General features: G+C 38.6%; 11 protein-coding genes. 2 read left to right on the forward strand and 9 right to left on the reverse strand.

The features are described from left to right. Positions 1-9: 9 nt before the first annotated feature. Positions 10-444: a cupin domain-containing protein gene (locus ALPR1_RS05810; protein WP_008199133.1), complete on the forward strand. Its 435-nt coding sequence runs from the start codon at positions 10-12 to the stop codon at positions 442-444. A 133-nt stretch (positions 445-577) separates the two neighbouring features. On the opposite strand, the gene purN is transcribed toward ALPR1_RS05810, so the two are convergent. The 4 genes from purN to ALPR1_RS05830 form a co-directional block, all read right to left on the reverse strand. Further along, positions 578-1,150 (reverse strand): phosphoribosylglycinamide formyltransferase, encoded by a 573-nt coding sequence (gene purN, locus ALPR1_RS05815; protein WP_008199135.1) that lies wholly within the window; start codon positions 1,148-1,150, stop codon positions 578-580. 119 nt (positions 1,151-1,269) lie between these two features. Beyond that, complete coding sequence (locus ALPR1_RS05820) at positions 1,270-2,511, reverse strand: glutamate-5-semialdehyde dehydrogenase (RefSeq protein ID WP_008199136.1); 1,242 nt, start codon at positions 2,509-2,511, stop codon at positions 1,270-1,272. Beyond that, entirely contained in the window at positions 2,504-3,586 is a 1,083-nt protein-coding gene (proB, locus tag ALPR1_RS05825) for a glutamate 5-kinase (protein WP_008199139.1), read from the reverse strand. The genes ALPR1_RS05820 and proB overlap by 8 nt, the downstream gene beginning before the upstream one ends. 175 nt (positions 3,587-3,761) lie before the next feature. Then, entirely contained in the window at positions 3,762-4,634 is an 873-nt protein-coding gene (locus ALPR1_RS05830; protein ID WP_040302591.1) for a geranylgeranylglycerol-phosphate geranylgeranyltransferase, read from the reverse strand. Between the two features lie 138 nt (positions 4,635-4,772). Here ALPR1_RS05830 and ALPR1_RS05835 point away from each other — a divergent pair, with 138 nt between their 5' ends. Further along, complete coding sequence (locus ALPR1_RS05835; RefSeq protein WP_008199144.1) at positions 4,773-6,143, forward strand: Gfo/Idh/MocA family protein; 1,371 nt, start codon at positions 4,773-4,775, stop codon at positions 6,141-6,143. Between the two features lie 89 nt (positions 6,144-6,232). Here ALPR1_RS05835 and ALPR1_RS05840 read toward each other — a convergent pair whose 3' ends face one another. The 5 genes from ALPR1_RS05840 to ALPR1_RS05860 form a co-directional block, all read right to left on the reverse strand. Further along, positions 6,233-7,192: a carbon-nitrogen hydrolase family protein gene (locus ALPR1_RS05840; RefSeq protein WP_008199146.1), complete on the reverse strand. Its 960-nt coding sequence runs from the start codon at positions 7,190-7,192 to the stop codon at positions 6,233-6,235. Positions 7,193-7,335: 143 nt separating this feature from the next. Beyond that, positions 7,336-8,196, reverse strand: coding sequence for an ROK family protein (locus tag ALPR1_RS05845; RefSeq protein ID WP_008199148.1), 861 nt, complete (start codon positions 8,194-8,196; stop codon positions 7,336-7,338). 95 nt (positions 8,197-8,291) lie between these two features. Continuing rightward, positions 8,292-10,622: a PIG-L family deacetylase gene (locus ALPR1_RS05850; protein ID WP_008199149.1), complete on the reverse strand. Its 2,331-nt coding sequence runs from the start codon at positions 10,620-10,622 to the stop codon at positions 8,292-8,294. 238 nt (positions 10,623-10,860) lie between these two features. Further along, positions 10,861-12,315, reverse strand: coding sequence for a DUF294 nucleotidyltransferase-like domain-containing protein (locus ALPR1_RS05855; protein WP_008199151.1), 1,455 nt, complete (start codon positions 12,313-12,315; stop codon positions 10,861-10,863). A 99-nt stretch (positions 12,316-12,414) separates the two neighbouring features. After that, positions 12,415-13,929, reverse strand: coding sequence for a sulfatase (locus ALPR1_RS05860; RefSeq protein ID WP_008199153.1), 1,515 nt, complete (start codon positions 13,927-13,929; stop codon positions 12,415-12,417). Positions 13,930-13,958: the final 29 nt, after the last annotated feature.

The raw sequence follows: 13,958 nt of genomic DNA on the forward strand, positions 1-13,958 counted from the left end.
TCTCATAAAATGGAATCAAACAATACAAAATGGGTCCTTGGCCATAAAATCACCTCTTATGATACTTCTGGCGACTATGATTTGATGATGGCAGAAACTCCTGCACAGGTACCAGGTCCTCCCCCACATTTACATAATAGGTTAAAAGAGTCCTTCTTAATAGTAGAAGGGGAAATGGAATTTTTTATAAATGGAGAGGTTAAAAACGTTAAGGCAGGGGAGTCTGTAGATATTCCACCTAATACTTTACACACATTTTCAAACAAAAGCGATAAGCCTTGCAAATGGATAAATATTCATAGCCCAAAAGGTTTCAGATCATTTTTTGATCAGATGGGGATTCCTGAAAATGAAGAGAACGCGATTGAGAAATCAGTTGCCCCAGAAATTATTGGCAAAGTAATGTCAACAGCCGCTCAGTATGATATGATCATCAAGGTTTAAAAAGACACCTAGCCCTTTTTATTCGAAATTTTAAGAAATAAGTGCTATTTCACTTTTCCACAAAAGATTTAATCTCTTTTCGGATCAAAAAAACTGGTCAATTTTAACTGCTAGTTTAAAAAAACTTTAAATCCTAAGTACTTGATTGAGTTAATAATTCTTCAATCACTAAGGGGAAATGCCTATGTTCCAGCATATGAACCTTGGCTGCAATGCTTTCAGGAGTGTCTAAGTCATCTAATGCTACAGAGGCCTGAAAAACGATTCTTCCTTCGTCGTAATTTTCGTTCACCAGATGGATAGTTATCCCAGTTTCTTTTTCTCCTGCCGCTTTTACCGCCTCATGAACATGTGATCCATACATTCCTTTTCCCCCATATTTTGGTAAGAGCGCAGGATGGATATTAACCATTCTGTCTGGGAAAGCACGTGTCAGTTCTACTGGGATTTTAAGTAGAAAACCTGCTAAAATCACCCAGTCAATCTTTTCTTCTTTTAATTTCTCAAGCAAGATTCCAGCATCCATTTCTTTACGCGAAAAAGTAAAAGTGGGAACATTAAATTTCTTTGCCCGCTCTAAAACAAAAGCCTCAGCTTTATTGGAAGCGACTAATGCAACCTCAGCTTTACTTGAGGTTTGGAAATGTTCCATGATTTTTTCTGCATTAGAACCACTTCCGGATGCAAGAATGGCTAGACGTATCAAAGGATTGCTTGTTTATGTTGTGATAATGTAAAATTAAAGGAATTCTCAAGCAAAGGGGGTATGGAATAGTTTGTTTTTATTCAAACCTGGAATTTATATTTCAGTTTTCAGCTTGAGTTTTAAAACCTCACTTGCCCATTTCCTTTGATTATCCACTTGTAGCTGCATAGTTCTTTTAATGCCATGGGACCTCTGGCGTGAAGCTTCTGTGTGCTAATTCCTATTTCGGCACCCAGTCCAAATTGGGCTCCATCTGTAAAGGCCGTAGAAGCGTTTTCATATACAGCTGCAGCATCCACTTCCAGTAAAAATCGTTGAATGTTTTCCTGGTTTTCAGATACAATAGCCTCTGAGTGTTTTGAAGAGTATTTAGCAATATGATCCAAGGCTTCATCCAAAGACGTCACAGTTTTGATAGACATCTTTAAACTTAGAAACTCTGTTCCAAAATGGCTTTCATTTGCCTTACTGATTAATGCATTCGGTTCTAAAGAATTAAAAGCTTGCTCATCCGCAAAAACTTGAACTTCACTTTCCAGTAGAGGCTGTAGCAGTTCGTTTAAGTCAGCAAGTCTAGATTCATGAATCACCAAACAATCCAAGGAATTACAAACGCTAGGACGGCGGGTTTTACTGTTTAGAATAATTGCTTTGGCCTTTTCTAAGTCCGCACTCTCATCCACATAGGTGTGTACGATTCCTGCTCCAGTTTCGATTACTGGAACTTTGGCATTTTCACGGACAAAATTGATTAACCCCTGGGAACCTCTAGGGATAATAACATCCACAAAGCCCACTGCTTCTAAAAGCCCTTTAGTGGCAGATCGGTCAGGTGGCATCAATTGAAAAGCCTGTGTAGGAAATCCGTGGTTTTCCAAAACTTGATGGATCAAAGTCATAATGGCTCTATTGGAGTGATCCGCATCTGATCCTCCCTTTAAAACCAATCCATTTCCTGATTTTAATGCCAAAGCAAAAACGTCAAAAGTAACATTGGGTCTCGCTTCATAGATTACCCCTAGAATGCCTAAAGGCACTGTGACTTTTTCTATGGAAAGACCATTCTCCAAAATCTTGTTTTCTAAAACATGATGCAAAGGAGAGGGGAGCGCACTCACTTGAACAAGATCTCCTGCTATGGATGAAATTCTTTCTTCTGTCAAAAGTAAGCGATCATACATTGGATTCTCTGGATCCATTCTCTGCAAATCCTTCTCATTTTCTTGCAATAGAAAGGAGGCATTCTCCACTGCCAGTGCAGCTAAATTGTGAAGCACGAAGTTGATTTGATCGTTATTGATCCTAGTCAGTTTCCGACTGTTCTGTTTTACTTCTTCAAAAATATTTTGGTACTCAATCATGGTCGAAAATATAGAGGTAATCGTAGTGAATTAATGCTTTCTGGTTTTTTTGCCCGATTCTTTCCTTGGCTAATTTGCTTGAATACTCAGCCCTTCCCAGGCCAACTTTATGTCCCTTTTCATCTTTAATCAATAAAATGTCTCCTTTGACAAACTCTCCATTCAAACTAAGTATGCCAATGGGTAGGAGGCTGCGTATTACCTCCGAATGAAGAGAATTTTTGGCACCTTCATTTACTATAATCTCTCCTTTGTAATATTCAGTTCCGTGAGCAAGCCATTTTTTAACTCCCTGCTTTGCTTTTTTCGGTTCAAACCATGTGCACTCAAGTGTTTTATTTGCAAAGTGATCTAAAACATTCTCTTTATTTCCATTTGCAATAACGACCTGAATTCCTAAGTCCGCAGATTTCTTTGCCATTGCATATTTAGTCAGCATGCCCCCTCTCCCAAAGGAAGATTTGGAAGCTGAAATGTAATTGCTGACCTCAGGCATTTTGGAGGCTACCTTTTCGATAAGTTTTGATGCTGGATCAGCGGGATTTCCGGTATAGATTCCATCGACGTTTGTTAATAAAAGCAGGGTGTCTGCATTAATCATTGCTGCGGTAAGACCGGCTAATTCATCATTGTCTGTAAACATCAGTTCGGTAATTGTAACCGTGTCATTTTCATTGATGATGGGTAAGATGCCTTGAGATAGGAGGGCCTGAACGCAGTTTTTCATATTTAGAAAATGCTTTCTATCTCTAAAGTCTTCTTTGGTCACTAAAACCTGAGCTATCTCCAGTTGTTGTTTTTCGAATAGCTTCTGGTAATGATTGATAATTCGGATTTGTCCTGTGGAGGCCCAAATTTGTTTTTTAAGAACAGGGTTGAGTTTGTCTGGAAGAGGGATGGCTTTTCTGCCAAAAGCAACTGCTCCCGAGCTGACTAATACTACTTTTTTTCCAGCAGCAATAAGCCTACTAATTTGTGAAACCAGTTTTTCCATTCTCAGCAAATCTGGAAAACCATTTTCCTGAGTTAACACATTTGAGCCTATTTTGATGACAAGTAATTTGCTGTCCAGCATATTCCAAAAATTTGCCTGAAATTAGGGAAGGAATTATGAATTATGGCTTTTGAAGTAGAAAATATGGTCATACCACTCAATTATTGGAGTATTGTGTTGTGAAAATGCAATCGAAAGTGAATTTCTACAATGAATGCTTTTAATTCTTCTCTTATAATAAAAGACTTATTAAAGCTTACAGGAAGCCCATGCTTAACGTGCCTACTAGCATCAAGATTTTTGCAAAAGAGCTCAGTTTGGTGAATTGGTCTTTTCGGTCAGCTTGATAAATTTTAAACATGAAAAAGGTGAAGAATATTCCTAGTGTCCCAAAATAGTAAAAGATCAAAGGGCGGTTTAATTTAAAAGTGACAATCAGAATAGCACAAACAAATATTCCAGCAATCAGAAAAATGACGCTTTTAGTCCTTCGAAAACCAATGACTATGGGGAGAGTTCTACAGCCATGTTTTCTGTCCCCTTGTCGGTCCTCAATGTCTTTTATGATTTCCCGAATTAGGTTGAGAAAAAAAGCAAAGATGGCATAGGTAAGGATGAGTAATTCTGACTTCTGGTAATAAAATGCGATCATATAGATGCTAATTCCTGTCAGGATTGCCACCGTTAGATTTCCAATAAGGGGTTCTCTTTTGAGCTGATTGCTATATAGCCAGAGTAAAAAAGCAGCTGTGAAATTTACCAGAGCTACTTTTGGAGAGACAAAGAGGCCCATGGCGATGCCGGTGAAATTTAGAATGGAGTGGAGGAATAACACCACTCTTCTTTTGATTCCTTTCCCCACGATGACTTCATGAGGTTTGTTTACATAATCAATTTTCACATCATAATAATCATTGATCATGTAACCTGCAGCAGCGATGATCACCGTGGAAAATACCATCAAATAAAGGTGATAATCCAATAAAACAGGAGTGCCATCTGAAGTAGTACGCACCAAAAAATAGGCAGTCATTATCTGTGCGAACGCCACCATCAGCAGATTAATAGGCCTGCTGATCCGAAATAACCCCTTGATAGAGACAGTTCTTTCTTTTTTGGTGGTTAACATGCTGTAAAATTAGTCTAAATCAAGGCATTATGTTGCTTTTCCAAATACAATAATTTAGAAAATCGATTTCGTAACTTTTATTACGCGGGTTTTTACTTTTGATTATATTAAGTGGTTAAAAGCAATAACCCAAAAAATATGAAATCAGAATCAAGAAATTCCAGAAGAGATTTTCTAGCAAAAAGTGGAAGTCTACTTGCGGGATCACTTTTTATTCACCCGATTAGTGAAGCCTTAAACCTAAGAACAAATCAAGATGAGAAGTTGAGAATAGCCATGGTTGGAACTGGTATTAGAGGCACCACCATGTATGGGAGAGATGTGATGCGAGTTTACAAAGATCAGGTAGAGTTTGTGGGGCTTTGCGATATTAACGAAGGAAGGGTGCGTTATGCTAAGGATTTTATAGGAGTTGAATGTCCAGTATATACCGATTGTGATGAAATGATTAGTGTTGCAAAACCGGATGTGTTGATTGTCACAACAATGGATAGTACACATAGTGATTTTATCGTAAAAGGTCTCAATTCAGGCTTAAATGTGATCACGGAAAAACCAATGACTACTGATGAATTTAAATGTCAAAGCATTTTAGATGCTGAGCGAAAATCAGGAAAGAAAGTCATTGTTACATTCAATTATCGATATTCTCCCCATAGACAGAAAATCTATGAAATGCTTCGTGCTGGAGAAATAGGAGATATTACATCGGTAGATTTTCATTGGTATCTCAATACTTCCCATGGGGCTGATTACTTCAGAAGATGGCATGGCTATCGAGATAAAAGTGGAACCTTGTTGGTCCATAAATCAACTCACCATTTTGACTTGTTGAATTGGTGGCTGAATTCTGATCCTGAAGAAGTGTATGCTTATGGAGAATTAGAGTTTTATGGTAAAAATGGTCCATACAGGGGAGAAACCTGTAGAAGCTGTGTTCATAAAGATAAATGCGATTTTTATTGGGATGTCACCAAAAGTCAGCATCTAACCAAACTCTATGTAGATAATGAAGAGTATGATGGATACCATCGAGATGGCTGTGTATTCAGAGAAGATATTGACATTTATGATAAAATGGCGGTACAAATCCGCTATAAAAATAAAGTTCAGGTCAGCTATTCCTTGACTACATATTCTCCTTATGAGGGGTATAGAATTGCCTTTAATGGAACTAAAGGAAGGTTAGAGGCTTGGATTAAAGAAAGCCAGCCTTGGGAGGTAGAGCCTCAGGATGAAATCCGATTAACAAAGAATTTTGGAGAGACTGAAATGATTGTGGTGCCTCACGGTGGTGGTGGCCATGGTGGAGGCGATACACGTCTTAAAGATAAGCTTTTCAAAGACCCTATGATGGCAGATCCCTACCGACAGTCTGCGGGCTCTAGAGATGGTGCTATGTCGATCTTAGTAGGAATTGCGGCAAGGAATAGTATTGAATCTGGAAAGCCTGTGAAAGTACAGGATTTGACAGATATACCCTTAAAAGAGTCCGGAAGAGGAGCTTGATTAATAAGTATTTTTAAAAGAACAGAAAGACCTTTGAGAAGTAGACTCAAAGGTCTTTTTATTAATAGTAAAATCTGATCAATAAAAAATCATTGTTGATCGAATTTTACAGAGGACTGCCTTTCCCGATTAACTTTCAATTGCAATACATCAGGCCTAGAGTAATGGCCAACGGGGTCAAAATTTTGTCGTTCTTCTAGAACCCTGTTGATATCCAATGTTTCGATCAAAAGTCCTTCCTTGTATTGCACCGGTTCCAAAATCCATTTCCCATCGGGCCCGGCGATGCATGATCCCCCGTCTGCCAAATTATCAGGAGCATTCTCTATGATTTTATTGAGCTGAGGAGTGGAGGCAGGGAAATCTGATTTGCTCATTAAACTTGAAACAGAAATAACAAAAGACCGACTTTCTTGTGCAATCATCCGAGTGATGTTTTCGGTATTCCTTACGGAGCCTGGCCAAACTGCGATATGTAGGTTTTCACCTAATCCATACAATGCGGTTCGGGCTAAAGGCATCCAGTTTTCCCAGCAATTCAACCCTCCCACGCTAAACTCCTTCAATTGGTGAACCCTTAATCCGTGCCCATCTCCAGGCGACCAGGTTAGGCGTTCATCATAGGTAGGCTGGAGTTTCCGATGAATGGATTTTATTTCGCCTTTTTGATCGATATAAACTAAAGAGCAATAAATGCTGTGCCCACCTCTGTCCAAGGGTCTTTCGATAATTCCTAAATAGATAGAAATCTGATGGGTTTTCGCTAGACTTTGAACTTCATGTAAATCACCTTTTTCAATTTGAACAGCATTTCGTAGATAATGTGCATGGATTTCCTTTTGTACGGGATCATCCCATGCGGCTCCATTCGTAATAGCAAGCCAGAATGGATATCCAGGCAAAAGTCCTTCACCAAAAATGATCAACTCACAGTTTTCCCGTGCGGCATCCATGATTTTGGATTTCACCTTTTCTAAAGTAGCCTGTTTGTCGAGCCATACAGGAGAGATTTGTGCCAGAGCTACTTTCAGTTGATTTGATGAGATCATTTTTCTTTCAATTTGGATGAATTCTAAAAAAGTAAAAGCCTTGATGCAAAGAGACTTTAAATTGGGGAATTTGAAAGAAGTAATCAAAAAAAAAGCGACCCAATATTGAGTCGCATTTTTAACTATCTAAACCAACTTATTAACTAACTATTTACAGTTTCTGGTTCCACTTCCACAAGGGCTACAGCACCATGAATTCCCGTTTCATCCAATTCAGATAATAAAATCTGAAGCTTGTCCAGCACGGTAGGATAGGGGAAAGTGGTTAAATTTTTATACAAAGCATCTTTAAAGAATGGGTATGATTTTCGGATAGATCCTCCTAAAACAATCGCTTCAGGCGCTAAGGCAAAAAGGATGGTTTTGATCAATTCACCTAAATGATATCCATATTCTTCAAATGCTTTTAAGGCGATTGGATCACCTGCAGCCGCTTTTTTAGCGAGGGTTTTTGGTCTCTGGTGGTATAGATTATGGAAGAATTTTCCGCTGCAGTAATACTCGTAATTTTCATCTAAATAAGGAGCGCTGCACCACTCTCCAGCTGCAGAGGTGACCCCACTGTACAAGTGGCCATTGATTACTATTCCTCCTCCAACACCGGTACCAAGGGTGATTCCGACTAGGTTTTTGAATTGTTTTCCAACTCCAAATTTATACACTCCTAAAGCGAAGCAATTTGCGTCATTATTGATAAAAACAGGTTTGGAGAATCTTTCGGTGATAAACTTTCTAAGCTCAACATGCTGGAAAGCGGGGATATTTGCCAAGCCCAATACGATGCCTTCATTTACATCAACTAAACCGGGGATTCCTATTCCTATTCCAGAAATATCATAATCCAGGTAAGATTCAATAAACAATGCAATTGTTTCTAATATATGCTCCTTGTCTTGATCAGCAGGGGTAGGTATTGATCTGATATCTTCTAAATGACCTTTGATCAATACACCTCCTTTGATGCCGGTGCCTCCGATGTCCAATCCCAAAATGGCTCTTTCCATTCGATTTGGTTTACTGTTAGGTTTAAGGTTGATGGTATGTGAAATAGGATTCGGTTAATGTAGCCGAAACCTATTTCACTGGTTTTTTTTAATTTTTATCCAAGCATTCCTTCAATGGACTTTTCTAACTCACGAGCAGTAGCCAAGAATTCCTCCACATTCATATCTCTGAAGAAGATCAATCCATGACTGGATCTTACTTTTGCTCTGTCATGTTGGTAAAAATAATTTTTACCTAGTAATAGTTGAATTGCGTCCAGTTGATCCACCCAAATTCTCTTCGCAACAGTACTGAATTTACCGTTGTGTGAGTAGCTTGGGAAAGAAGCATTTACCTGACTCAGGTAACAATTTGCAAAGGAATCTTCCATTACCGACATGTCACCAAGGGAAACAGGAACGATTACATTTGCTTCATGCGGTTCGAATTTAAACCAAACATTTCTATAGCCAATGATTCTAAGGTCACTTATGTCTTTTTCTTCACCCCATTGACGTACCGCCTCAGCAGTCGCTTGAAGTACTTTGTAGTGCGTGTCAGGTCCGGATCCTTCGGGATCAAGGGTTAAGCTAATCTTAGTTGGGTTAACTTTTCTAAACATTTCCACGATCGGTTCCACGTCACGTTTCTTGTCTGGCTGTTCTGTGAAAATATCTCCTGTATAGAAACCTAGTCTCAGGTGATGTACATTTTTTACCTGTACACCAAAGTGAGCCCACACAAGTTCCTCTTCAAACTCACGGATCATTCCTTTCAACTTCTGTACTTTTGAGGAGTTTTTCTCTCCATCGTAACTTTTTCTCAAGATGCTGATTACATCATTGATTGTCTCCCGAAGCTCAGTTTTGTTTTTGATTTCAAATACGATAATCAAAGCTCTCACCACTCGGTGACAAAGACCTCTTTTTCTCTCATCAGCATTCTCAGAAGCTACATTGGTCAAATAATGATAGACATCCTTATCTGTTTTTAAACTATAACCTACCTCAAAGAAATCCTCGAAGTTGACCATCTGGATTTTATCATCATCCAATAGTTTTTTGGTGTGCTGAAGTGTATCAATGACAAAAGTATTGGTCACCGCAGTAAAACCTGAAGTCAGTACAGAGAAGTGAGCTTCGTTCGTTGGGTCATGAAGTTGATTGGTGATATGTGGTAAAATACCCAGGGAAATATCGTCATGGTGAGGTCCAGTATGAAGTAATACCTCATTTTGCTCTTGTTCTAACCCTTTGGAAAGTTTCGCTTCGATACTTTTCATCACCTCATTGACTGTTCCTTCCGAAAGGTCAGGAATCAACTTGGTGTATTTATCTGCTTTTAAATCCGAAAGCTTAAGTCTATGTCCGTATTTGCCTAATTTTTTACAAAGGTCAATGACAGATCTTTCTGTTTTTTCCCAAGTCCACTCACCTTTTTCATAATAGGCATCTACAGAATCAGTTAATTTGACTGCCGCACCTTTGGTCAAGTAGAAACGGCCATTTTTAAGTTTCTGTAATACGGTAGCTGGGAAAACATTGTCTAATGGAGTCTGAAGAGAATCTTTAACAATTCCGGCTTTTGCTTCACCCGCAGCAATAATGATTGCTACTGCTTCTGGGTTATATACAATTGTATCTAATCCGATAGTAATTACAAGTCTGTTTGCAGAAACCTCAATTCCTCCCAAATCACCCGCTGCTACGGCCTGAGTTTCGAAATTGGTTTCGGTTAGTCTGGTTACAGAAAAAATATGTGATCCTCTTGTATTGAAGGCAATATGTCCATCAGGGCCGATTCCTCCTAGGAAGAAACCGATTCCACCTTTATCTCTAATTCTTTGCTCGTAATCCCCACACCATTTGTCTATTAAGTAGATAGACTCTTGCTGAAGTTTCTCCAAATCATTTTCTGGATCTCGGAATCTTAATGAAAGGTCCACCTTAAGATCAGGGAATACCTCTTTGAAATTCATTCCGTTAGCCAAAGGGATTTCGTCGGAATTGATCAAAATCGCATTCTCTTTGGAAAGGCCAAATCCTTCAATGTAGAATTTGTTGACGTAATCGTAGAAGCTATTGTGCTGCTTAGAAGAGATCGGATAGAACTCATCGATTTGTACGAATGTCAAGTCTTTTAAAACCGGCTTTTTGGTATTGCCTAAGCCATATTTTTCACGAACATCTTTCCCTTTCTTATTGTCCCAATTGTCCAATAGGAATTGTGTCCATTTGATGAAAAATTCTGGGGATTTTCCAGTTGGTAAACTGATGACACCGTTTGGGTTTTCGGCTGCCCACTCCAAAAATCGGCATGCGGTAAGCAGGCCTAATTTTGGGAAATTGTCTACTGTAAGATAAGGGATAAGGGTGCTGATCTTATCAACCCCAGATTCCTTGAGAAAACTCTTTTCTACTTCTGAAAGCGGATACTTACTTAGCATACTGTTGAAACAGGTTAGTTTTTATGAAGAATTCGTTCTAAAATCCTTATTTCCAAAGGGGTAAATAGTGCTATCTAATTCATCGCCAGTGGAAATATTAATAATTTCTCTAAAATAAAGAATAAAATTTTGTTTTTAATAAATTCGTTTATTCTTGATTTCACTAATCAAATTTAAAAAAAGTTTTTGAATAATACGCACTTTTATAAAAATTTTAAAAAAGTACCTCTAACTATTCCTATAATGTTCGAGTAAAGGCAAGTTTTATTCGTGCTTGAAACTCTTCTATTACTTTAAAAATTTCCAGAAGTGTAACTGATTGGACTTTTGTCAATTGTGCCGTAGTTAGATAATTTTTGGGTTTTTCCGCTTTTTCCAAAATAAGATGTGCTTGGTTTTCTAGTCGAAAAGCCATCAGGTAATCAAAGGCATGGGATAATTCTTGAGCTTCTCGAGGGGAAAAAACTTTCTTTTGAGTTAATTGCTCAATTCTACGTATGGTGTTCGTTTCGAAAACCAGATATTTTAAGGCATAAACCCTGACAAGATCCACAATGGGTCTCATGGTTTGTTTTAGATTGATTTGCTTTTCACCATCAATTTTTTCGGTTCTGATTTGCCTGAAAAACGTAATTGGAGGTTCAAATTGAAGCGCGTTATGACCCAAGTTGATATAAAATCGTTCGGGAGCTTGAGTTAGCAAAATTCCCATATGCTCTTTTAATTTTTCCAAAAGAGTAACTTCTCCATAAATGGCTCGGCAATCAAAAAACGTGGCGTAATTCATCGCAGTTTCCTGAGAGGCATCTTGAATCCAGGTTTCATAGTTTCTTTTCCAATGGGAAAGCGAATGAGTCCATTTGGGGTTCATCGCCATTAACTCTCCCGAGCAGAAATCTATTCCTATTTCATTGAGGGAGGTGGAAACTCTTGTTGCAAAGTCTAAAAAGTATTTCCTGACTTCTTCTCTATGATCATTGGCTTTGTCCTCATAAATGATCCCATTATCCTGATCTGTTTTTAATGTGAGTTCGCCTCTGCCTTCACTACCCAAAACAAAAAAGACAAACTTAGCAGGAGCTGGACCGATGTCTTTAAAGACTCGTTCGATAACCCGTTGAGTTATGGTATCAGCTACTGTGGTGATAATTTGATTGACTATTCCAGCTTTCATCCCTCTGGAAAGCAACAGATGAATAATCTCTGGCATTCGTTGCCATTTATCCCTAAGCTCAGGTATCTGTCTAGATTCTTTAACAGATTGGATAAACATAAAAGGGCCTTGAGATTGCTCTGTTAATATTTTGGTTCTGCTGATCCAGCCAATGTATTCTCCTTCTTTTTCTACCAGAAGATATCTTGACTTGGTCTGAAACATCAAAACTAAAGCTTCAAATAAATGTGCTTCATGATGGATTGCGACCATGTCTGATTCCATGATTTCAGAAACAGGGATACTTGGTGAGAGTTGCCTCGCAAGCAAACGATCACGCAAGGTAATATCAGTTAAATAACCTTCAATACTGTTTGACGATTCTCCTATAAAAAGGCAACTGACCTTTTCTTGGGCCATTTTGATAGCGCAATCTGTAACAGAATTGTCAGAGGTAGCCATTCGTAAATGTCTGAAATGTAAATCACTGACTCTTTTTGAGTAAAACTGATCTGCAATAAAAGTTGAGTCTGGCTCCATTCTGTAAGTTGAAAAATACCTAATGAAATTATCTCATTAAAACCAAAAACAAAAATTTGCATCACTACAAATCAGATAGGTGACCTAAAAGTATAATCTCTAATCTATAATTTCACTAGGCATGGGCACTGGTTTATCAGTTGCTTTTATGATTGGCATTTGAGCATTTGTTTCTTTTAACAATTTCGACATAATTATAGCCATCTCTTTTGTCTTCTCTGGATTAGATAAACTCAAATTTTCCTTTTCTGACAGATCAGTTTTTAAATTGAAAAGTTCTAGGCTTTGATCCACATGATGGTAGATTAATTTCCAATCTCCTTTTCGGATCACAGAGTAGGGCGGGTTGTAATAGGTGTTAGGGTAATGCCACAGAAAGGTTCTGTCGCTTTCTATTTCAGACTTACCCTGAAGCAAAGGAACGAAGCTTATCCCATCAATTTTTCTAGAAACTGATCTTGGAAGGTTGCCTGACATATCTAGGAAAGTTGGATAGATATCTTCGATTATCACCTGTTTTTCTACTACAGATCCAGGTTTCGTAACCCCTGGCCATTTTACAATTAGAGGTACACGAATTCCTCCCTCATACGGGCTTAATTTCCATCCTCTCAAAGGTGAATTTTGCGGAACTTGCTTATGAGCACCGTTATCAGACATAAAAACTATGATTGTGTTTTCTACAAGTTTTGAGTCTTCTAGAAAGTCCATGATATCCCCTAACGATTTGTCCATCCCTTCTATCATGGCTGCATAGGTTGCCTCATGCTCTGAAAGTCCTTTATCTAAATACTTTTGAATGTACCTGTTATCTTTTTCCCAAGGAGCATGAATGGCATATTGAGACATATAGAGATAAAAGGGCTTGCTTTCTTCTATAGATTTCGAAGCGGCTTTTATTGCTTCTCGAGTAAGTGCCTCAGTGAGGTAGATGTCTTTCCCGTGGTACTGGTATAGACCGGGGATGTCCCACACTTTATCTCCATTTCTCCATACTGCACTAAAATCATTAACTCCTAGGTAACTTCCTGGGCCCCCTGCAGCATGACCACCTATGTTTACATCAAAACCCAGATTTAATGGGTTTTCTCCAGGAGTGCCAACAGCCCCAAAATGTGCTTTCCCAACATGAATAGTCTTATACCCAACCTCTTTTAATTTCTCCGGCAAGATATCTTTGTAGTAAAACGTTTGTTGGATGCCTTTTTCTGGGCTTAGTCCATTTAAGTTCCACTGGGGGGATTTAACTACTGGGTTTTCTTCATCAGGAGATTGGTCTTTATGCAATGTCCAATTGGTGACTCTATGTCTAGCAGCGGTTATTCCAGTCATCAAACTGACCCTAGAGGGAGAGCAGACGGCACTTGCATAGGCTTGTGTGAATTTCATGCCTTCTTCTGCCAAACGTTCCATATTCGGCGTGAAATACCTTCTGTTTAATTCTGTTTCTGAGGTGTGAAAGGGAACTGAAGTGTCCTGCCAGCCCATATCATCCACAAAGAAAAAGACAATATTAGGTGGAGTTCTTTCTGAGTTGGCAGATTGTGCAAAAGTATGGGACTCCAGGCAAAGTAAAAAGAAAATGAAGAGAGTTAAATGACAGGACCGATACATAATTTGGGAATTATTAAGGGATATAGATA

This window comes from Algoriphagus machipongonensis, from assembly GCF_000166275.1.
GTDB classification, from domain to species: domain Bacteria; phylum Bacteroidota; class Bacteroidia; order Cytophagales; family Cyclobacteriaceae; genus Algoriphagus; species Algoriphagus machipongonensis.

Excerpts from the sequence above, each read along its gene's own strand:
- ALPR1_RS05830 (WP_040302591.1), bottom strand. The coding sequence starts at position 4,634 with ATGTTAACCACCAAAAAAGAAAGAACTGTCTCTATCAAGGGGTTATTT.
- ALPR1_RS05855 (WP_008199151.1), bottom strand. The coding sequence starts at position 12,315 with ATGGAGCCAGACTCAACTTTTATTGCAGATCAGTTTTACTCAAAAAGA.
- ALPR1_RS05850 (WP_008199149.1), bottom strand. The coding sequence starts at position 10,622 with ATGCTAAGTAAGTATCCGCTTTCAGAAGTAGAAAAGAGTTTTCTCAAG.
- ALPR1_RS05845 (WP_008199148.1), bottom strand. The coding sequence starts at position 8,196 with ATGGAAAGAGCCATTTTGGGATTGGACATCGGAGGCACCGGCATCAAA.
- ALPR1_RS05860 (WP_008199153.1), bottom strand. The coding sequence starts at position 13,929 with ATGTATCGGTCCTGTCATTTAACTCTCTTCATTTTCTTTTTACTTTGC.
- ALPR1_RS05840 (WP_008199146.1), bottom strand. The coding sequence starts at position 7,192 with ATGATCTCATCAAATCAACTGAAAGTAGCTCTGGCACAAATCTCTCCT.
- proB (WP_008199139.1), bottom strand. The coding sequence starts at position 3,586 with ATGCTGGACAGCAAATTACTTGTCATCAAAATAGGCTCAAATGTGTTA.
- ALPR1_RS05820 (WP_008199136.1), bottom strand. The coding sequence starts at position 2,511 with ATGATTGAGTACCAAAATATTTTTGAAGAAGTAAAACAGAACAGTCGG.
- ALPR1_RS05810 (WP_008199133.1), top strand. The coding sequence starts at position 10 with ATGGAATCAAACAATACAAAATGGGTCCTTGGCCATAAAATCACCTCT.
- ALPR1_RS05835 (WP_008199144.1), top strand. The coding sequence starts at position 4,773 with ATGAAATCAGAATCAAGAAATTCCAGAAGAGATTTTCTAGCAAAAAGT.